The sequence below is a fragment of the Klebsiella sp. HC6 genome (assembly GCF_022605325.1).
Lineage (GTDB): Bacteria > Pseudomonadota > Gammaproteobacteria > Enterobacterales > Enterobacteriaceae > Klebsiella > Klebsiella terrigena.
In genome coordinates this window covers 1,748,327-1,768,529 of the sequence record NZ_CP093276.1, presented here as the reverse complement: position 1 = coordinate 1,768,529, position 20,203 = coordinate 1,748,327, and the positions used below count along the sequence as shown (strand labels likewise).

Below are 20,203 nucleotides of genomic sequence, written 5' to 3'. Positions count from 1 at the left end.
GTCGAACCCGCCGCCGGTATTTGCATCCGGCGGCAATCCCTGCGCACAATGGAACCCGATGTCGTCACTGATTAAGGGTCCTTATGAGTCAGAGTCATTTCTTTGCCCACCTCTCCCGCCTGAAGCTGATTAACCGCTGGCCGCTGATGCGCAACGTGCGCACCGAAAACGTGTCCGAGCATAGTCTGCAGGTCGCCATGGTCGCCCATGCGCTGGCGGCAATTAAGAATCGTAAGTTTGCGGGCAACGTTAACGCCGAGCGCATTGCGCTACTGGCGATGTACCATGATGCGTCGGAAGTTTTAACCGGCGATCTGCCGACACCGGTAAAATATTTCAACTCGCAGATCGCCCAGGAATATAAGGCCATTGAGAAAATTGCCCAGCAGAAGCTGATCGATATGGTCCCCGACGAACTGCGCGATATTTTTGCGCCGCTGATTGATGAACACAGCTACAGCGAAGAGGAAAAATCAATCGTCAAGCAGGCCGATGCGCTCTGCGCCTATCTGAAATGCCTCGAAGAGCTGTCGGCCGGAAATAACGAATTTTTACTGGCCAAAGGCCGGCTCGAGAAAACGCTGGAATCCCGCCGCAGCGATGAAATGGATTATTTTATGCAGGTGTTTGTCCCGAGCTTTCATCTCTCTCTGGATGAAATCAGCCAGGACTCCCCGCTGTAAAATCGACGCCAGCCCGGCCGACGGCCGGGCCATGAGGAAACCGGGCTCAGAACGGGAACAGAACCGGGATCAGCAGCACGCAAACCACCATCACCAGCACGGTAAAAGGCACGCCGATCTTCACAAAATCGCTGAACGAGTATTTACCGGGACCCAGTACCAGGGTGTTAACCGGTGAAGATACCGGAGTCATAAACGCCGCCGAAGCCGCCATCGCCACCACCATAGCAAAGGGGTAAGGCGACACGCCCATTGAGTTCGCCGCCGCCAGCGCAATCGGCGCCATCAGCACCGCCGTTGCGGTGTTTGAAATAAACAAGCCAATGGCCGCGCACATCACAAACAGGCAGCCCAGCATTAAATAGGGCCCTTTGCTGCCGGCAACGTCCATCAGTCCCTGAACCACTAAATCCACGCCGCCGGTTTTCTGCAGCGCCAGCGCAAAGGGCATCATCCCGACGATCAGAATAATGCTCGGCCAGTGAATCGCCTTATAGGCGCTCTCGGCGTTGATGCAGCGAAACTTCCCCATCAAAAGGCAGGAGATAATGGCGGCAATGGGGTTGGGAATTTCATCGGTGAGCATCAGGGCCACCATCAGCACCAGGCAGAAAATAGCGTGCGGCGCCTGGCTGTGGGCCGGTGAGGCATCGTTAACCTCGATCGGCATATTTAACACAACGAAATCACGCCCGCGCTTCGCCAGCAGGGCAATCTGCCGCCAGTTGCCGACCACCAGCATGATATCCCCAAGCTGCAGGGACTCATCGACCACTGCGCCATCGAGGGCTTTACCGTCCCGCTTCAGGCCGACAATATTGAGACCAAAGCGGGTGCGGAAGGCGATTTCACGCACCGTTTTGCCGATAAGCTCCGAGTCGGGGATCAGCGTCACCTCCGCCATGCCAACATCCAGCGCCTGGTCGGAGAAATACTCCCCGCGCAGCACCATCGGCTCAAGCATTTGCTCCCCGCAGAACTGGCGTAAATCGACGTCCGATGCCGACATGTCAATCAGCAGGACGTCGCGGGCGCGGAACTCGGATACCCCGTTAACGTTCACAATCACCCGCCGAAAACGGCGCCAGCGCTCCACGCCGATCACGTTAGCGCAGTAGCGCTCGCGCAGCTTAAGATCGTCGAGGCGCTGGCCAATCATCGGTGAGCCGGGGCGGATCGCCAGGCGACGCGCCCTGCCGGTTAAATGGTACTCTTTGATTAAATCGCGAAAGGTGCTTCTCTTACGCCCGTCGCGCGTCAGCTCGCTCTCGTCGCCTTTCAGCATAAAGCGAACCGCCAGCATGTAGAAAACGCCCAGCACCAAAACAACCAGGCCAATGGGCGTCACGCTAAAGAAGCTAAAGCCCTGCAGCCCTTCGCGTATCAGCTCGCTGTTGACTACGAGGTTAGGCGGCGTGGCCACCAGGGTCATCATCCCGCTGATAAGCCCGGCAAAGCTCAGCGGCATCATCAGGCGCGACGGGGAGGTATTCATGCGTGCAGAAACGCTCAGCACCACCGGAATAAAAATAGCCACCACCCCGGTGGAGCTCATAAACGCGCCCAGCCCGGCGACGGTCAGCATCAGGTAGATCAGCATTTTTGTTTCGCTGCTGCCCGCTACCTTCACCAGCCAGCTGCCGACTTTGCTTGCGACGCCGGTGCGCACGAGGCCGTCACCGATGATAAACAGCGCGGCGATAAGAATAACGTTCGGATCGCTAAAACCGGAAAACGCTTCGCTGAGAGTCAGCGTATCGCTGAGAACGAAGGCGACGATCACCAGCAGCGCGATAGCATCCATGCGCACTTTTCCGGTGGCAAAAAGCACGACCGCAACGGCAAGAAGAGACAGCACCCAAATCAGTTCACCGTTCACAACTTATCCTTGTCTGAAGATGGAGTCGAAATTGTGGCACAAAAAAGCCCCGCCAGCGCGGGGCTAAATCATGAGATTATGCTTTAAGCGTAACGCTAACGTTGCCGTCCGGCTGCCGGACAATCTCCAGCTCTTCGAGGCTGGTCAGCACAAAGTCTGCTTCATCTAGACGCGGCGCGTCGGCAGGCACGTTAACGGCAATCGTACGGCATCCGGCGCTTAACCCGGAAAGCAATCCCGCCGGCGCGTCCTCAACCACCGCACACGCCTGCGGCGCCAGCCCCAGCAGCTCGGCCCCGAGCAGATAGGCATCAGGCGCCGGCTTGCCGTGCTTAACCCGCTCCGCCGTGACGAAAATTTTAGCATCGGGCAGGCCCCCCGCGCGATGGCGCGCGTGGGCGACGGGCACCGAACCGGAGGTGACGATAGCCCACGGGATGCCTGCACTATCCAGCTGAGTCAGCAGCGCAACCGCCCCCGGCAGCGCTGTAATGCCGTCGGTATCCTGCGCCTCTACCGCTTCGAGGTAGCGGAATTCCGCCTGAATCTCCTCTTCGCTACGCCCGGGTAAAAAATGGCGTAGAGAGGTTATCGCCTGCTTGCCGTGGATAAAGTTCAGCACTTCATCATGCGGGATGCCGAAACGATCCGCCCACATACACCACGAGCGTTCCACCACCGGCAAAGAATCGACTAACGTCCCGTCAAGATCGAACAGAAAACCTTTACACTGCACGGAAACCTCCATCAGGCGTTGATAATTTGATTAATTTCGTTGCTGCTCAAATGGTACTGGCGCGGGCATGAGTGCCAGGCGGCGAGCATACGCTGATATTTTTCCCACATCGGCGTTTGCGAATTGAAGCCGTGAGTGCCGGCGTCAAAGTGGCTATAGCGCCCCTCGACGTTGACGATAAAGCGCACGTAGCCAAGGAGGCGCGCTTCGGTGGCCACGTCGAACCCCAGGAAGGTCACCCGGCGCTCGTCGATTTCGCTGCCGTCCTTGAGGTTAGTCCAGGAGACGTGCATCGCATGATACATTTCCATGATATCGATGACGGTACGGCAGGTTTCCTCGGTCAGCTCGCCGAATTCGCGGTCCAGTTCGCGCATCTGCAGCCCGTAGCCACGCTCAATGATGGTCTGCAGACGGCGATAGCGCTCAGCGTTGTCCGGGTCGAGCATCGTCATCATCTTGTACTGATTGGATAAAATCAGGCGCTGCGCATTGGTCATTTCCATTTTTTGACTCCTGTGGCACTTTACGACGTGAAAAAAGAAGGCGCATTAATCATGCGCCTTCTTTTATATGCGTTTTCCTTAGGGAATTACAAATCATCAAGGAAAGTTTTATCCAGTTGTTTGAAGGCGCGCTTAAGCGTGTCAGCTAAAGCCTGGTAATCCGGCTTACCGTCAACCGGCGCCAGCGCCTGTCCCGCCTCCTGCAGCTTGCCGCGAACTTCATAAAACCAGTTCAATACTGACGGCGGCAGCGGCGTCACCGAACGTTTACCCAGCCACCACAGTCCCTGCATGGGCAGACTCAACGCAAACAGCGCCGTGGCGACCGCGGGACCCAGCTGGCCGCCGAGGGCAATTTGCCAGCACAGCGTAAAGACGGCGACCGGCGGCATGATACGAATCGCGTAGCGGGTGGCGCGAATAATGCGGTTTTCAATAAACACCGGGGCGAGGCGTTTATCTAAAGGCCAGGTCTTTGTGTAATGCTGCCCGCGGCGAAACAAGCTGAAAAAGCTAACGGGACGATTCTCGGGTGTCGACATGGCTGTACCTCAACTTTACATATAAATCTTAAAATATTCGTGCAAAACACCAACTGTGCATGACAACGTTCAAAACATTTTGGCAATGGGTGCGGCAATCAGGTATCCTGTGCCCACCTGAAAGGGCGATAGACCCTTTTACCAGGTTAGTCAAATTATCGCATATTCTGCCATTGTCTGAAAATTATCCAAAATGGCATAAAATCAAATGTACTTATCTCATCGTGCCCGGAAACAGAACAAGGCATGATGTTAATCATAAATGTCGATGTCATCCTGCGCTACGCTTTGTGACTCTATGACGTTTTTTTAGCCACGTATCATAAAAGGTACTTCCATGTCGAGTAAGCTAGTACTGGTTCTGAACTGCGGTAGTTCCTCACTGAAATTTGCTATCATTGATGCTCTCAACGGTGACGAATATCTGTCCGGTTTAGCCGAATGTTTCCATCTTCCTGAAGCGCGTATCAAATGGAAAATGGATGGCAGCAAACAAGAAGCAGATTTAGGCGCTGGCGCCGCTCACAGTGAAGCGCTTAACTTTATCGTTAACACTATTCTGGCACAAAAACCAGAACTGTCTGCTCAGCTGACCGCAATTGGCCATCGTATCGTTCACGGTGGTGAGAAATACACCACTTCCGTGGTGATTGACGATTCCGTCATTCAGGGCATCAAAGATTCCGCCTCTTTCGCACCGCTGCACAACCCGGCGCATCTGATCGGTATTGCTGAAGCGCTGAAATCCTTCCCGCACCTGAAAAACAAGAACGTTGCCGTGTTCGACACCGCGTTCCATCAGACCATGCCGGAAGAGTCTTACCTCTACGCCCTGCCGTACAGCCTCTACAAAGAGCACGGCGTCCGTCGCTATGGCGCCCACGGCACCAGCCACTTCTACGTGACTCAGGAAGCAGCAAAAGTCCTGAACAAACCGGTTGAAGAGCTGAACATCATCACCTGCCATCTGGGCAACGGTGGTTCCGTTTCCGCTATCCGTAACGGCCAGTGCGTTGATACCTCTATGGGTCTGACCCCGCTGGAAGGCCTGGTCATGGGTACCCGTTCAGGCGATATCGACCCGGCAATCATCTTCCATCTGCACGACTCCCTGGGCATGAGCGTTGATGCTATCAACAAAATGCTGACCAAAGAGTCCGGCCTGCTCGGCCTGACTGAAGTCACCAGCGACTGTCGTTATGTTGAAGACAACTACGCGGATAAAGCAGACGCTAAGCGCGCAATGGACGTTTACTGCCACCGCCTGGCGAAGTACATCGGCTCCTACACCGCGCTGATGGACGGTCGTCTGGACGCGGTTATCTTCACCGGCGGCATCGGTGAAAACGCGGCGATGGTGCGTGAACTGTCTCTGGGCAAACTGGGCGTACTGGGCTTCGATGTTGACCATGAACGCAACCTGGCAGCCCGTTTCGGCAAGTCCGGCTTCATCAACAAAGAAGGTACCCGCCCTGCACTGGTCATCCCGACCAACGAAGAGCTGGTTATCGCGCAAGACGCCAACCGTCTGACCGCCTGATTGCACACCGCCAGCGATAACCCTCAATAATTCGAGTTGCAGGAAAGCGGCGACGCAGCAAATCCCCGGGAGCGTAAGAGAAGTACGTGACCGGGGTGAGCGACAAATCCGTCGTCGCGGCGGCCCGCAAGGGCAAAAGCCAACGCGTATGCAGCTTGAAGTATGACGGAAAGCTGGGGGGTGCAGTTTTTGTATCCCGCCTGATACTGGCGGTAACGAAAGAGGATATATCGTGTCCCGTATAATCATGCTAATCCCTACCGGAACCAGCGTAGGCCTGACCAGCGTCAGCCTCGGTGTAATCCGTGCTATGGAACGTAAAGGCGTTCGCCTGAGCGTCTTTAAACCTATCGCGCAACCGCGTGCTGGCGGCGATGCGCCTGACCAGACGACCGCCATCGTGCGCGCGAATTCCAACCTTCCGGCCGCAGAGCCGCTGAAGATGAGCCACGTCGAGTCGCTGCTGTCCAGCAACCAGAAAGACGTGCTGATGGAAGAGATCATTGCTAACTATCACGCAAGCACTCAGGATGCTGAAGTCGTGCTGGTAGAAGGCCTGGTTCCGACGCGTAAACACCAGTTTGCCCAGTCGCTGAACTTCGAAATCGCCAAAACCCTGAACGCTGAAATCGTCTTCGTGATGTCTCAGGGCACCGACACCCAGGAACAGCTGAACGAGCGTATCGAACTGACCCGCAACAGCTTCGGCGGCGCGAAGAACACCAACATTACCGGTGTTATCGTCAACAAGCTGAACGCGCCGGTTGACGAGCAGGGACGCACCCGTCCCGACCTGTCTGAAATTTTCGATGACTCTTCGAAAGCGAAAGTGGTCAAGATCGATCCGGCTCAGCTGCAGAACGGCAGCGCGCTGCCGATCCTCGGCGCGGTGCCGTGGAGCTTCGATCTGATTGCCACCCGCGCAATCGATATGGCGCACCACCTGAATGCCACCATCATCAATGAAGGCGACATCAATACCCGCCGCGTGAAATCTGTTACCTTCTGTGCGCGCAGCATTCCGCACATGCTGGAACACTTCCGCGCAGGTTCACTGCTGGTGACCTCCGCCGATCGTCCTGACGTGCTGGTTGCAGCCTGCCTGGCGGCGATGAACGGCGTAGAAATCGGCGCGCTGCTGCTGACCGGCGCCTACGAAATGGACGCCCGCGTGAGCAAGCTGTGCGAACGCGCGTTTGCTACCGGCCTGCCGGTATTCATGGTTAACACCAACACCTGGCAGACCTCTCTGAGCCTGCAGAGCTTCAACCTGGAAGTTCCGGTTGACGATCACGAGCGCATCGAGAAAGTTCAGGAATACGTGGCAAGCTACATCAACGCCGACTGGATCGAGTCCCTGACTGCGACCTCCGAGCGCAGCCGTCGCCTCTCTCCGCCGGCCTTCCGCTACCAGCTCACCGAGCTGGCGCGCAAAGCGGGCAAACGCGTCGTTCTGCCGGAAGGCGACGAGCCGCGTACCGTTAAAGCCGCGGCAATCTGTGCTGAACGCGGTATCGCAACCTGCGTGCTGCTGGGTAACCCGGATGAGATCAACCGCGTTGCCGCCGCTCAGGGCGTAGAGCTGGGTTCTGGTATCGAAATCGTCGATCCGGAAGTGGTTCGCGAAAGCTACGTGGCTCGCCTGGTCGAACTGCGTAAGAGCAAGGGCATGACCGAAGCGGTTGCTCGCGAGCAGCTGGAAGACAACGTGGTTCTCGGCACCCTGATGCTGGAACAGGACGAAGTCGACGGCCTGGTGTCCGGCGCGGTACACACCACCGCCAACACCATTCGTCCGCCGCTGCAGCTGATCAAAACGGCGCCGGGCAGCTCTCTGGTATCCTCCGTGTTCTTCATGCTGCTGCCGGAACAGGTGTACGTGTACGGCGACTGCGCGATTAACCCGGACCCAACCGCAGAACAGCTGGCAGAGATCGCGATTCAGTCTGCGGACTCCGCAATTGCCTTTGGCATTGAACCGCGCGTGGCGATGCTCTCCTACTCCACCGGCACCTCCGGCGCCGGTAGCGACGTCGAAAAAGTGCGTGAAGCGACGCGTCTGGCGCAGGAAAAACGTCCTGACCTGATGATCGACGGCCCGCTGCAGTACGACGCCGCCGTGATGGCTGACGTGGCAAAATCCAAGGCGCCGAACTCTCCGGTTGCCGGCCGTGCCACCGTGTTCATCTTCCCGGATCTGAACACCGGTAACACCACTTACAAAGCCGTACAGCGTTCTGCCGACCTGATCTCCATCGGGCCGATGCTGCAGGGTATGCGTAAGCCGGTGAACGACCTGTCCCGCGGCGCGCTGGTAGACGATATCGTCTACACCATCGCGCTGACCGCGATTCAGTCGTCTCAGCAGCAGCAGTAATACTCTCCGCCGGCGCCTGCGCCGGTCGGTAAAAACAAAGGCGACCGCGTGGTCGCCTTTTTTATTTACAGCAGCTCTCTCGCCGCCGACACTATGTCATGGGCCGTCAGGCCATACTCCTTCTGCAGGAAATCCTGGGTACCGACCTGACCATAGCGCTCCTTCACCCCCACGCGGCGCATCGGCACCGGACAGGTTTCCACCAGCACCTCGGCCACGGCCGATCCCAGCCCGTTGTGAATACTGTGGTTTTCGCAGGTCACGATGCGCCCGGTTTTCTCGGCATAATTTTTCACCAGCATGCGGTCGATAGGCTTGAGGGTAAACATATCGATTACTGCCGCGCTAACGCCCTCCTGCTCAAGCTGTCGCGCCGCCTCCAGCGCCTCGGCCACCATAATGCCGTTGGCAATCAGGGTAATATCTTCGCCTTCCCGCAGCACGTTGCCCTTGCCGATGGTAAACGTTGAACCCGGGGCGTAGACGCTCGGCGCCTGCTTGCGGATGGTGCGCACCCAGTAGAAACCGTTGAGCGTCATCAGCTGACGCAGGATATCGTCGAACATCACCGCATCGGTGACCTCCAGCACCACCGAGTGCGCCAGGCCGCGAACGATCCCCATATCTTCAAACGACATATGGGTGCCGCCGTTATGGCAGGCGGTAACGCCGGCGTCGGAGGCAATGACCTTGACGTTGTTACGCTGATAATCCAGCGCCATAAACAGCTGGTCGAAGCAGCGGCGGCTGGCAAACGCGGTAAAGGTATGAACAAACGGCAGGCGTCCGGTCAGCGACAGGCCGGCGGCGGTCCCGATAACGTTGGCCTCCATAATGCCGCAATTGATCACGTGCTGAGGATAATCCCGCGCCACGCCGTCCATTGCCATCGAGCTCATCAGATCGGCTTCGAGGGCGATAATGTCACTCCCGGCCTCAATCTGCCGGGCAACAAATCCGGCGTACACTTTACGCATTTCCACGGCGTCTTTTTGTCCTGCGGGTGCGACGTTAATCATGTGCGGCCTCCAGTTGACGAATCGTCTCGTTCAGCGCCGCAGTCATCTCATCCGTCAGGCGCAGGTGATGGGAGTTGCTGAGCTGCTCGAGATACGGCACGCCCTGCCCCTTAATGCTGTCGAGGATCACCACCCGCGGACGGGCGTCGGCGGCCGGCACGGGCCGTACCGCCTCCAGCAGCCCGACGATATCGTCCCCCTTCACGGTGATGGCGTCAAAACCGAAGGCGCGGAACTTCTCCTCGAGGTTGAAGGCGCGGATAATTTCGTCGAGCGTGCCGTCAAGCTGCAGCTTGTTCCAGTCAACAAACACCGTCAGGTTATTCAGGCGATGGTGGGCGATAAACTGAAACGCCTCCCAGCACTGCCCCTCGTTGAGCTCGCCGTCGCCGACAATGCAGAATACCCGATTCGGACGCCCGGCCAGCTTATGCGAGAGCGCCATGCCGCCGGCGATGGAAATCCCCTGCCCCAGCGAGCCGGTCGTCGCATCGACTCCCCGCGTTTTCAGGCGGTCCGGGTGGCTTGGCAGACGGGTACCGTTATGGTTAAGCGTGCTGAGCTCTTCCATCGGGAAATAGCCCTTGATGGCTAAGGTGCTGTACAGCGCCGGGCCGGCATGGCCTTTTGACAGCACAAAGTAGTCGCGCTCCGGCCAGTCCGGGTCGGCGGGGTCGATTTTCATCACCGCGCCGTACAGCACCGCCAGCGTTTCGACCACCGACATGCTGCCGCCGTAGTGGCCAAAACCCAGATTGGTCAGCGATTTAAGCGTGGCGACGCGAATGTCGCGCGCCAGTTGGGTCACTTCTTGCACATTCATGATTTGGCTCCGGTATTCTCCTGCGCGCCATTGCCCGCAGATTTCTTCTTCGCGAAGACGTTGTACGCAACCAGCAGAGCGAACAGCGCCACAACAAGACCCGTAATCGCAAACGGCGACAGGTAGCGCGCCAGGTTGCCAAGCACGATGCCGATTGCGCCGAAGTCGGCGTCAGAGAAGGTGGTATTGGCAAAACCAATCGCCCCCAGAACCGGCAGCAGCAGCACCGGCAGGAAGGTGATCAGCAGGCCGTTGGCAAATGCGCCGATCATCGCCCCCCGACGGCCGCCGGTGGCGTTGCCGAAAACTCCCGCCGTCGCGCCGGTGAAAAAGTGCGGCACGACGCCAGGTAGAATCAGCACCAGATTCATTTGTCCGAGCAGGAACAGCCCCACCAGACCACCGAGGAAGCTGAACAGGAAGCCGATCAGCACCGCGTTGGGCGCATACGGGTAAACCACCGGGCAGTCCAGCGCTGGACGCGCGTTCGGCACCAGTTTTTCTGAGAAGCCGGTAAACGCCGGCACGATTTCCGCGAGGATCAGGCGCACCCCTTGCAGGATGATAAACACCCCGGCGGCGAAGGTAATCGCCATGATGATGGCGTAGACCAGATAGTTCTGGCCGCCGCTGAAGGTGCTTTCCACATACTCGCGTCCCGCGCTCACGGCCATGATCAGGTAGATAATCATCATCGTCAGGGAGATAGAGATGGAGCTGTCGCGCAGGAAGCTGAGGTTCTTCGGCAGATTCATCTCTTCGGTGGAGCGGGAGCCTTTTCCGCAGACGCTGCCAATCCAGCCCGAAAGCACGTAGCCCAGGGTACCGAAGTGGCCGAAGGCAATATCATCGGTTCCGGTAATTCGCTTCATATAGCGCTGCGCCAGCGCCGGGAAGAACGCCATCACCAGGCCTAAGATCAGCGAGCCGGTAAACACCAGCCCCACGCCTTCGAAGCCCGCCACGGTGAGGATCACGCCGATCATACAGGCCATATAGAAGGTATGATGCCCGGTCAGGAAGATATACTTCAGCCGCGTAAAGCGGGCGACGATAATATTCGCGACCATCCCAAAGGCCATAATCAGCGCGGTTGACGCGCCGTATTTTTCGAGAGCAATAGAAACAATCGCCTCGTTATTTGGAATAATTCCCTGAATATTAAAGGCGTGTTCAAACATGCCTCCCAGCGGATTCAGCGAGCCGACTAATACCGTCGCCCCACCGCCCAAAACAATAAAGCCAAGAATGGTTTTAATCGTTCCTTTGACGACGTCAGAAAATGATTTTTTTTGTGCCACCAGGCCGATCAGCGCAATTAACCCCACCAGCACCGAGGGCACTTTCAGAATATCAACAACAAAATTCAGCGTTTCCAGGATAAACATATCCGCCTCGCTACAAATAGTTATTGTTTGGCGAACCACGCGCGCAGCTGCGCTTCGAGTTCATTGATGTCGATGATGTTGGTAATCACCACCAGCTGGCTTTCCGGCACGCTGGCGCTGGCGGCGATGTCTTTAGCCATCACGAATAAATCTGCCGCTCCCGGCGTTGCCGATGAGAGGTCGGAGTGTTCAACTTCCGCTTCTATTTCGAGCTTTTTAAGCACCTTTTTAATATTCATTTCAACCATAAAACTACTGCCCAGGCCAGAACCACAAATCGCCATAATTTTCATTGTTATCACCTTTTTTGGGTACAGTTGGTCCGCATCACGCCGGGCGTAATGGGTTATAAATCAGGTTATGAATAAGATCAGAATCGCGCGATTATCGTTTTAATTTCCTCCAGGGTTTTCGCCTGATGTAATTGCTCCATATCTTCGTCGCTGGAAAATAATTCAGCCAGCGCGGAAATCATCTCGATATGACTATGCTTGTCGGGTGCCGCCAGCATAATAATAATATCGACCGGGTCGAACTCTTCTGAACCAAACGACACGCCCTGCTCCAGCTTCAGCAGCGAAAGGCCGAGGCCTCTGGCCCCCTCTTCCGGCCGCGCATGCGGCATTGCCAGCCCCGGCGCCAGCACATAGTAGGGTCCCAGCTTCGCATGTTGTTCCACAATCGCGGTCACGTACTCTGGCGCAATAACGCCGGCCTCGAGCAGCGGCCTGGCACAAACCTCAAGAGCCTGAGGCCACTCTTCTACGCTCTGTCGGAGCGTGATAGTGGCATCAAAGATCCATTTACTGAGCATTTTATCTCCCCCGTCTTTTAGCAAAATATGGGCAAACTTTATTCAAGCGCACAGCAGTTAGCTGCGACGGCGATCACAAAGATAGCGCTACCAACAGATAACATTCAAAATTGTGATAGCGCTATCAATTCGCAATCATCATATGAAAACGCAGCAAAAATGTGGATTTAAGGCGTATACTCCCTGAAACGTAAAGTGATGGATGCTAATGAAAAGCGTCTGTTCAGCAGGAATGTGTATGTCTCTAACCCGAAAACGGCGTAGTACCGGTAAGGTGACGATCGCCGATGTTGCCCAGCTTGCCGGCGTGGGCACGATGACCGTCTCGCGTGCGCTGCGCACGCCGGAGCAGGTTTCCGACAAGCTTCGTGAAAAAATCGAAGCCGCGGTGCAGGAGCTGGGATATATGCCCAATCTGGCCGCCAGCGCGCTGGCTTCCGCCTCCTCAAGAACGATAGCCATGGTGGTGCCAAATCTTGCCGAAGCGGGCTGCTCCGCGATGTTTGCCGGGCTTCAGCAGGTGCTGCAGCCGGCGGGTTATCAGATTATGCTGGCGGAGTCGCAGCATCGTCTTGAACAGGAAGAGACGCTGCTGGAAACGCTGCTGGCATCGAACATTGCGGCCGCCATTCTGCTCAGCGTTGAACATAGCGATACCGTCCGCCACTGGCTGAATAACGCGTCGATTCCGGTGATGGAGATGGGCGCCATGCGCGCCGACCCGATTGACATGAATATCGGCATTGATAACGTTGCCGCCATGTTCGAGCTCACCGAAATGCTCATTCATCGCGGCTATCAGAATATCGGCCTGCTGTGCGCCAACCAGGAGCAGTGGATTTTTCAGCAGCATCTGCAGGGGTGGTACAAAGCGATGCTGCGCCACCATATGTCGCCGAATAGGGTGATTAACGCCGCGCTTCCCCCCAGTTTCTCCACCGGCGCTTCGCAGCTACCGGAATTTTTGCTGGCGTGGCCGGAGCTGGATGCGCTGGTCTGCGTCTCCGACGAGCTGGCGTGCGGCGCGCTGTACGAATGCCAGCGTCGGCGTATTAAAGTCCCGGACGATTTGGCGGTCGTCGGCTTCGGCGATAGCGATGTCAGCCGGGTCTGCCAGCCGCCGCTAACCACGATGGCGGTACCGCATCACAAGATTGGTATTGAAGCTGGACGCGCGCTTCTGGAGCGCCTTAATGAAGGAAACTGGAGCGGCAGAAAACCCATCGTCTCCAGTTTATGCCTGCGGGATAGCTGCTAGGTGGCTACTCGGCCTCTTCCTGCTTTTCCGGTTTTGCCGACTCGTTGTTGGCATTGCGGGTCATCCACAGCGCCAGCGCTTTTAACGAATCCGGGGTGAACTCATCGCAGCGGGCGGTGATCTCTTCCGGCGTCAGCCAGCACACTTCGCTGACCTCCTCTTCCTGCAAAGCAAAGGGGCCATGCGACACGCAGCTAAACAGGCTTCCCCAGACGCGGCAGTGCTTATCTTCGTAGTAGAACTGGCCGTGGTCGGCAAAGGGTACGCCGGCAATGCCCAGCTCCTCTTCGGCCTCGCGACGCGCTGAATCCAGCAGCTGCTCGTCGGCCTGCACCACGCCACCGGCGGTAGCATCCAGCATGCCCGGCTGAAAATCTTTTATCTCGGTACGACGCTGCACCAGAATTTTGCCCATCCCATCATGAACGACAATGTAGGTTGCACGATGGCGCAGGCACTGCGCGCGCATTTGCTCGCGGCTGGATTGCGCAATCACCTCATTGTTTTCATTAACGATATCTACCCATTCTGTGCTTGCCAAATCGTTCTGTTCCGCCATCAGGAAACCTTACTTTTTAAAGCGCTCTTGCGGCGCGTCTTTACGGTTGGGGGTAAATTACGGGTTAATTGCCACCTCTGCAATAACCTGATGATCATCGAGAGCTAAAACCTGCAGTCGATCCCCTTCAAGGAGGCCATAGCTGGCGGGAAATCCCCCTTTGGGGATGCTCACGGAACCGGGGTTAAAGAGAAAAATATCGCCGCGCTTCTCGGCTACCGGAATATGAGTATGACCATAAACCAGGACATCGCCAGCGCAGAGCGACGGCAATTTTTCGGGGCTGTACAGATGCCCGTGAGTCAGAAACAGCCGACAGCGTTCAGTCAGAACCTGCTGCCAGGGTGCGGTGATGGGAAAGTCCAGCAGCATCTGATCGACTTCGCTGTCGCAGTTGCCGCGTACGGCAATAATGCGCGCCGCAGCGCCATTGAGCTTCCCGGCAACTTCTGCCGGCGCGTAGCCCTCAGGGAGAGCGTTACGCGGCCCGTGGTTGAGCACGTCACCCAGAATAATCAGCCACTGCGCCCCGCTCTGCGCAAACCGTTCCAGCACGCGCTCGGCGGCGGGCAAAGAGCCATGAATATCCGATGCAAACATCAGCCGCATTTTTTCATCTCCACGCATTACGATGCCCCATGATAGCGGAACCGCGAAGGCGAATCAGCCGGCGCGTTTAGCCGACAGTGCGGCATAGCGCTGAACGGACGCCCGCTGCCACTGGAAGGAGGCGTAATCAGCCAGCCGCTCCGGCACCTCATCGCCGTTAAGCACCAGCCGGTTGAGCATAAGCGCGAGATCGGTATCGGCAATTGACCATTCGCCGAACAGATTGGTGCCGCCGTGGGCCAGCAGCCCGGAAGCGGTCTCGAATAGTTTTTCCGCGCTTCTGCGCCCCGCCGCGCTAAGGGCCGGTTTCTTTTGTCCGGCGAAGATAACGTCGGTAGAGCGCTCTTCGCGAATGGGCAGCAGATCGCTGCGCAGCCAGGCCTGAACCTGGCGGGCGCGGGCCCTCTTTTGCAGATCGTGGGGATAGAGCCGCTCCCACTCCGGCGGCGCAAAGCGCTCGTCAAGATATTCGCCGATCGCAGACGATTCGCTGAGGGAGAAATCGTCAACCTCCAGCAGCGGCACGCGCCGGGTGGCGGAGTATCCCTTCCAGCCCGCCTGCAGGTGTTCGCCGCTATCCAGATTGACGGTTTTAAGCGTAAAAGGCAGGCTCTTCTCCTGCAGGGAAACGTAGACTGACATCACGTACGGAGAGAAAAAATCGGAATCGGACCACAGGGTAATGACCGGCTGGCTCATGGCATCCTCAATTAATAATGGGGCGATAAAGCAACATATCCTGTCTTCTGAGGGATGTCACTTACCGCACCATGAGGATTTTGCACTAGCCAACGAGCAGCGTTTTCGGCTCCAGATAGGCCTGCATTCCCCATCTCCCCATTTCACGCCCCACCCCGGATTGCTTGAACCCGCCAAACGGCGCCTGCGGCTCATGTTCGAGGGTATTGACCAGCACGCGCCCGGACTCAATCGCCAGCGCCACCTCCGTCCCGCGCTGGCGATCGCCGCATAATACCAGCGCGCTCAGTCCGTACGCGGTGTCGTTAGCGATCGCAATCGCTTCAGCCTCGTCCTGATAAGGAATAATGACCAGCACCGGGCCAAAAATCTCTTCCCGCGCAATACGCATCTGATTATGCACATCGCTGAACACCGTCGGCTTAACGCACCAGCCTTTTTCCATGCCCTGCGGCCGGCCAACGCCTCCCGTCAGCACCCGGGCGCCCTCCTGCTGGCCAAGGCGGATATAATCCTGCACCCGCAGCCACTGCTTATGGCTGACCATCGGGCCTATCGCGGTCCGCGGATCGCGCGGGTCGCCAGACGTATAGTCGGCTTCCACGGCCTGTACGATAGCCTGCTCAAACTCGGCCTGGCGCCGGGCGGGGACCAAAATACGCGTGCCGGCAACGCACGCCTGCCCGCTGTTCATAAACCCGGCCGCCAGCGCCAAAGGAACCGCCTGCTCGATATCCGCATCATCAAGAATCACGGTGGGCGACTTGCCCCCCAGCTCCAGCGTCACGCGCTTGAGCGTTTGCGCCCCGCTTTCGATAATATGTTTGCCTACAGCGGTGGAGCCGGTAAACGAAATTTTTGCGATATCGGGGTGATGGTTAATCACATCCCCCACAACCTCGCCGCGCCCGGTGACGATATTAAATACGCCCGCCGGGATCCCGGCCGCGTGCAGCGCCTCGCTAATAATTTGCGTCTGCCAGGCGCTCATCTCGCTCGGCTTAATCACCGCCGTACAGCCCGCCGCCATCGCCGTCGCCAGCTTGCTACAGATAAAACCGGCATCGCTGTTCCACGGCGTAATCAATCCCGCGACGCCGACCGGCGTCATCACCACCCGGGCGCGGCCGGCCTGCTCAACGAACTCAAAACGCTCCAGCGTGACCATCGCCTGCCTGATGGTTTGCGCCGGCCACGCCGCCATCCACTGCGAGCGAGAAGCCGGTGCGCCGTATTCCGTGACAATCGCTTCCAGCAGGTCGGCCTCCCGCGCCTGAACGGCAAGATACATGCGTTCCAGCACTGCCAGGCGCTCCTCTTTCGTCGTCCGCGACCACGCCGGAAATGCCGCCTTTGCCGCAGCAATTGCCCGCTCCGCGTCCCGTTCGTCAGCCAGTCGGACCCGGCCAATCGCCTCTTCGGTCGTCGGATTAAACAGCGCAAACTCTTCGCTACCGTGCGGCGTGACAAACTGGCCGTTGATATAAATTTGGTCGATGTTCAGCATAATGATTTTCCCATCTTGTTGGATATCCGGGAGTATAGGAGCGTCGTATTGCCGCGATAAGCGGGTATAATCAATACAGTCTGTTACGAAAATCGGGATAATTATGCAGCGTAGCGGTATTACCGAACTCGAAGTCCTCCTCGCCGTCGCGCACCGGCAAAGCTTTCGGGCAGCGGCCCGGGAGCTGGGTATGTCGGCGACCGCCGTCAGCAACGCCGTTGCCGGACTGGAGGCCCGCCTGAACGTGCGCCTGTTCAATCGTACGACCCGCAGCGTCGCGTTGACCGAAGCCGGACAGCGGTACGTTGAGCGGATAGCGCCCGCCGTAGCCGAAATCCAGCGCGCCTCGGAGGAGGTCGCCACCCGGCCTGAAATGCCGAGCGGGACGCTGCGGATCAACGCGCCGCGCGAAAGCGTTGCCCTGCTGTTTGATATTTTCGAGACCTTCCTCAAGCGCTATCCATCCATGCGCCTGGATATCACCACCGAATCCCGGCTGGTGGATATCGTTGCCGAAGGCTACGACGCGGGGATCCGCCTGGCGGAGTCGCTGCCGCAGGACATGATTGCCGTCGCCCTGACGCCCGACGCGCGGATGCTGATCGTCGGCACCCCGGACTATTTTGCCCGGCACGGCGTTCCGCTAGGTCCGGACGATCTTATGCATCATCAGGGGATTGGCATGCGTATGTCGCACGGCGGCATTTATCGCTGGGAGCTCGAGCGGGATGGGCAAAAAATGGCGCTTAACGTCCCGCCACGCATTATTCTTAGCGAGATGCAGGCCATTCACCGCGCGGCGCTGGCGGGGATCGGGCTGGCGTTTATTTCTGACTGGTTTATCCAGGACGATCTTGCCGGCGGCAGGCTCATCAGCGTGATGGACGACTGGTGCCCTTCTTTTGGCGGCCTCTCCCTCTACTACCCTGGCCGTCGCCATATCCCGCCGGGGCTGCAGGCGTTTATCGCCCTGGTGCGCGAAATGCGGGCTCCTTCCACCGCAGCGCGCTGAATTTCCCCCCTGTGCTCCCGTAATACGTCAGGTCACCTATACTCGAAAACTGGCGACCCACGACGGCGGGAGACATCATGATCGATCTTTACTACGCACCCACCCCAAACGGCCAAAAAATCGTCCTGTTCCTCGAAGAGGCTGAGCTGGCCTATCGGCTGATTCGGGTCGATATCAACAAGGGCGAACAGTTCCGCCCGCAGTTTCTCAGCCTTTCACCCAACAATAAAATCCCGGCGATAGTTGACCACGTTCCCGCTGACGGCGGAGCGCCGCTGAGCCTGTTCGAATCCGGGGCCATTCTGCTCTACCTCGCCGAGAAATCGGCAAAGCTGCTGAGCGGCGAGCTGCGCGAGCGCCACGTTACGCTGCAGTGGCTGTTCTGGCAGGTGGGCGGACTGGGGCCGATGCTGGGGCAAAATCAGCACTTCAACCATTCGGCACCGCAGACGGTTCCCTATGCCATTGAGCGCTATCAGGTGGAAACGCAGCGGCTATATAGCGTACTCAACCGGCGTCTGGAGGTCAGCCCGTGGCTCGGCGGCGAGCGCTACAGCATTGCCGATATCGCCTGCTGGCCGTGGATTAGCGCGCATCAGCGCCAGCGTATCGATCTGGCAAACTTCCCGGCGGTGCATAACTGGTTCGAGCGTATTCGCCAGCGCCCCGCAACCGCCCAGGCGTTGCTGAAAATTCAACAATATTAACCCCCTGCTCGCACGACCTGCTTTCATGTATGATTGCGGAAATGACAACACGAAGGAAGCCTGCAATGTCTCAGCCAGACGCCATTATTCGTATAAAGAACCTACGCTTGCGTACTTTTATTGGTATTAAAGAGGAAGAGATCGCTAACCGTCAGGATGTGGTGGTCAACGTCGCCATCCACTACCCGGCGGATCAATCCCGCAACAGCGAAGATATCAACGATGCGCTGAATTACCGCACCATCACCAAGCGCATCATCAGCCATATTGAGAATAACCGCTTCTCCTTACTGGAAAAATTAACTCAGGATGTGCTCGATATCGCATGCGAACATCACTGGGTCACTTATGCTGAAGTTGAGATCGATAAACTTTATGCACTCCGCTACGCCGACTCGGTATCCATGACCATGAGCTGGCGGCGGTAGGCTTCTTAGGGAGGCGCTATGAAGATTCTGCTTACCGGCGGTACCGGTCTGATTGGTCGGCATCTCATCCCCCGGCTGCTTGAGCTGGGGCATAACGTAACGGTATCCACGCGCAGCCCGGAAAAAGCCCGTGCCCGGCTCGATCCCCGCGTCACGCTGTGGCGCGGCTTTGACAATCACCAGCACCTCAACGACATTGACGCCGTTATCAATCTGGCGGGCGAGCCTATCGCCGACAAGCGCTGGACCGCGGAGCAAAAGCAGCGCCTGTGCCACAGCCGCTGGGATATTACGCAAAAGCTGGTCGCGCTCATCAACGCCAGCGACACCCCGCCTGCGGTGCTGATTAGCGGCTCTGCGGCAGGTTATTATGGCGACCTGGGGGAGGTTGTTGTCACCGAAGAAGAGCCCCCGCACAATGAGTTCACCCACAAACTCTGCGCCCGCTGGGAACAGCTGGCCTGCGAAGCGCAAAGCGACCGCACCCGAGTCTGCCTGCTGCGAACCGGCGTTGTGCTGGCATCGAGAGGCGGTATCCTTGCCAAAATGACCCCTGCCTTTAAGCTCGGCCTTGGTGGCCCTATCGGCAGCGGCAGGCAGTATCTGGCGTGGATCCACATCGACGATATGGTTAACGCTATTCTGTGGCTGTTGGATAACGACCTGCGCGGCCCCTTTAACATGGTTTCGCCTTATCCGGTACGCAACGAACAGTTCGCCCACGCGCTTGGCCACGCGCTAAATCGCCCGGCCATTTTTCGCGTCCCGGCGGCGGCAATACGCCTGCTTATGGGTGAGTCTTCGGTTCTGGTGCTCGGCGGCCAGCGCGCGTTGCCAAAGCGCCTGGAAGCCGCGGGCTTTGGCTTTCGCTGGTACGATTTAGAAGAAGCGTTAAAAGACGTCCTTGGCTAACCCAATTTAATCCCGGGAGATTTACCGCTCTCCCGGACTCTCCTGCTCGCCTGCCGCCCGTGGAAGCTCTCTCGCAGTAATCCAATCTCCCGCCGCCGTTCATTTATCGCCGTGAAGCTCGTTCCAGCGTCCTTTCCTGCTCTCTGTCATAACGTCCCGGTGTTTGTTTTTTCAGCACAACAATGTTGACAATCGTCAACACAAC

Annotated in this window: 21 protein-coding genes; 8 read left to right on the top strand and 13 right to left on the bottom strand. The window is 57.7% G+C overall.

The features are described from left to right. Positions 1–83 precede the first annotated feature (83 nt). Positions 84–683: a 5'-deoxynucleotidase gene (yfbR, locus tag MMW58_RS08785; RefSeq protein ID WP_041146566.1), complete on the top strand. Its 600-nt coding sequence runs from the start codon at positions 84–86 to the stop codon at positions 681–683. Between the two features lie 46 nt (positions 684–729). Here yfbR and MMW58_RS08780 read toward each other — a convergent pair whose 3' ends face one another. From MMW58_RS08780 to yfbV, 4 genes are all read right to left on the bottom strand, one after another. Beyond that, a complete protein-coding gene (locus MMW58_RS08780) occupies positions 730–2,562 on the bottom strand; it encodes an SLC13 family permease (protein WP_159236755.1) in 1,833 nt (610 codons plus the stop codon). Positions 2,563–2,638: 76 nt separating this feature from the next. Further along, positions 2,639–3,298 (bottom strand): sugar phosphatase, encoded by a 660-nt coding sequence (locus MMW58_RS08775; RefSeq protein ID WP_241723133.1) that lies wholly within the window; start codon positions 3,296–3,298, stop codon positions 2,639–2,641. Between the two features lie 11 nt (positions 3,299–3,309). Further along, positions 3,310–3,804 (bottom strand): YfbU family protein, encoded by a 495-nt coding sequence (locus tag MMW58_RS08770; protein ID WP_041146568.1) that lies wholly within the window; start codon positions 3,802–3,804, stop codon positions 3,310–3,312. A gap of 86 nt (positions 3,805–3,890) precedes the next feature. After that, entirely contained in the window at positions 3,891–4,346 is a 456-nt protein-coding gene (gene yfbV, locus MMW58_RS08765) for a terminus macrodomain insulation protein YfbV (protein WP_041146569.1), read from the bottom strand. 337 nt (positions 4,347–4,683) lie between these two features. On the opposite strand from yfbV, the gene ackA reads away from it, so the two are divergent. Continuing rightward, the gene (gene ackA, locus MMW58_RS08760) at positions 4,684–5,886 is read left to right on the top strand and encodes an acetate kinase (protein ID WP_133599234.1); all 1,203 of its coding nucleotides are present in this window, start codon (positions 4,684–4,686) and stop codon (positions 5,884–5,886) included. Positions 5,887–6,118: 232 nt separating this feature from the next. Further along, positions 6,119–8,263 (top strand): phosphate acetyltransferase, encoded by a 2,145-nt coding sequence (pta, locus tag MMW58_RS08755; RefSeq protein ID WP_133599236.1) that lies wholly within the window; start codon positions 6,119–6,121, stop codon positions 8,261–8,263. A 65-nt stretch (positions 8,264–8,328) separates the two neighbouring features. Here the strand turns inward: pta and MMW58_RS08750 are convergent, their stop codons facing one another. The 5 genes from MMW58_RS08750 to MMW58_RS08730 all read right to left on the bottom strand — a co-directional run bounded on the left by MMW58_RS08750 (position 8,329) and on the right by MMW58_RS08730 (position 12,307). Then, on the bottom strand, positions 8,329–9,282 hold the full coding sequence (locus MMW58_RS08750) for a transketolase family protein (RefSeq protein ID WP_133599238.1): 954 nt from the start codon (positions 9,280–9,282) through the stop codon (positions 8,329–8,331). Continuing rightward, positions 9,275–10,105: a transketolase gene (locus tag MMW58_RS08745; protein WP_159236757.1), complete on the bottom strand. Its 831-nt coding sequence runs from the start codon at positions 10,103–10,105 to the stop codon at positions 9,275–9,277. Before MMW58_RS08745 ends, MMW58_RS08750 begins: the two co-directional genes overlap by 8 nt. Next, on the bottom strand, positions 10,102–11,493 hold the full coding sequence (locus MMW58_RS08740; protein WP_045856066.1) for a PTS ascorbate transporter subunit IIC: 1,392 nt from the start codon (positions 11,491–11,493) through the stop codon (positions 10,102–10,104). Before MMW58_RS08740 ends, MMW58_RS08745 begins: the two co-directional genes overlap by 4 nt. A 20-nt stretch (positions 11,494–11,513) precedes the next feature. Further along, positions 11,514–11,786, bottom strand: a complete 273-nt coding sequence (locus MMW58_RS08735) for a PTS sugar transporter subunit IIB (RefSeq protein WP_041146575.1) — start codon at positions 11,784–11,786, stop codon at positions 11,514–11,516. 77 nt (positions 11,787–11,863) lie between these two features. After that, positions 11,864–12,307, bottom strand: a complete 444-nt coding sequence (locus tag MMW58_RS08730) for a PTS sugar transporter subunit IIA (protein WP_076945798.1) — start codon at positions 12,305–12,307, stop codon at positions 11,864–11,866. A 238-nt stretch (positions 12,308–12,545) separates the two neighbouring features. Here MMW58_RS08730 and MMW58_RS08725 point away from each other — a divergent pair, with 238 nt between their 5' ends. Beyond that, entirely contained in the window at positions 12,546–13,565 is a 1,020-nt protein-coding gene (locus MMW58_RS08725) for a LacI family DNA-binding transcriptional regulator (protein ID WP_133599242.1), read from the top strand. A 4-nt stretch (positions 13,566–13,569) separates the two neighbouring features. Here the strand turns inward: MMW58_RS08725 and yfcD are convergent, their stop codons facing one another. The 4 genes from yfcD to MMW58_RS08705 all read right to left on the bottom strand — a co-directional run bounded on the left by yfcD (position 13,570) and on the right by MMW58_RS08705 (position 16,939). After that, a complete protein-coding gene (gene yfcD, locus MMW58_RS08720; protein ID WP_045856070.1) occupies positions 13,570–14,124 on the bottom strand; it encodes an NUDIX hydrolase YfcD in 555 nt (184 codons plus the stop codon). 57 nt (positions 14,125–14,181) lie between these two features. Then, positions 14,182–14,733 (bottom strand): phosphodiesterase, encoded by a 552-nt coding sequence (gene yfcE, locus MMW58_RS08715; protein ID WP_133599244.1) that lies wholly within the window; start codon positions 14,731–14,733, stop codon positions 14,182–14,184. A 54-nt stretch (positions 14,734–14,787) separates the two neighbouring features. Continuing rightward, complete coding sequence (gene yfcF / locus MMW58_RS08710) at positions 14,788–15,432, bottom strand: glutathione transferase (RefSeq protein ID WP_159236758.1); 645 nt, start codon at positions 15,430–15,432, stop codon at positions 14,788–14,790. Positions 15,433–15,517: 85 nt separating this feature from the next. Further along, a complete protein-coding gene (locus MMW58_RS08705) occupies positions 15,518–16,939 on the bottom strand; it encodes an aldehyde dehydrogenase family protein (RefSeq protein WP_241723132.1) in 1,422 nt (473 codons plus the stop codon). Between the two features lie 103 nt (positions 16,940–17,042). Between MMW58_RS08705 and MMW58_RS08700 the strand changes: the two genes are divergently transcribed. From MMW58_RS08700 to MMW58_RS08685, 4 genes are all read left to right on the top strand, one after another. Further along, the gene (locus tag MMW58_RS08700) at positions 17,043–17,951 is read left to right on the top strand and encodes a LysR family transcriptional regulator (RefSeq protein WP_241723131.1); all 909 of its coding nucleotides are present in this window, start codon (positions 17,043–17,045) and stop codon (positions 17,949–17,951) included. Positions 17,952–18,028: 77 nt separating this feature from the next. Beyond that, positions 18,029–18,658 (top strand): GSH-dependent disulfide bond oxidoreductase, encoded by a 630-nt coding sequence (yfcG, locus tag MMW58_RS08695; protein ID WP_045856078.1) that lies wholly within the window; start codon positions 18,029–18,031, stop codon positions 18,656–18,658. Positions 18,659–18,723: 65 nt separating this feature from the next. Beyond that, entirely contained in the window at positions 18,724–19,086 is a 363-nt protein-coding gene (gene folX, locus MMW58_RS08690) for a dihydroneopterin triphosphate 2'-epimerase (RefSeq protein WP_041146583.1), read from the top strand. An 18-nt stretch (positions 19,087–19,104) separates the two neighbouring features. Continuing rightward, complete coding sequence (locus tag MMW58_RS08685) at positions 19,105–19,998, top strand: TIGR01777 family oxidoreductase (RefSeq protein ID WP_045856080.1); 894 nt, start codon at positions 19,105–19,107, stop codon at positions 19,996–19,998. Positions 19,999–20,203: the final 205 nt, after the last annotated feature.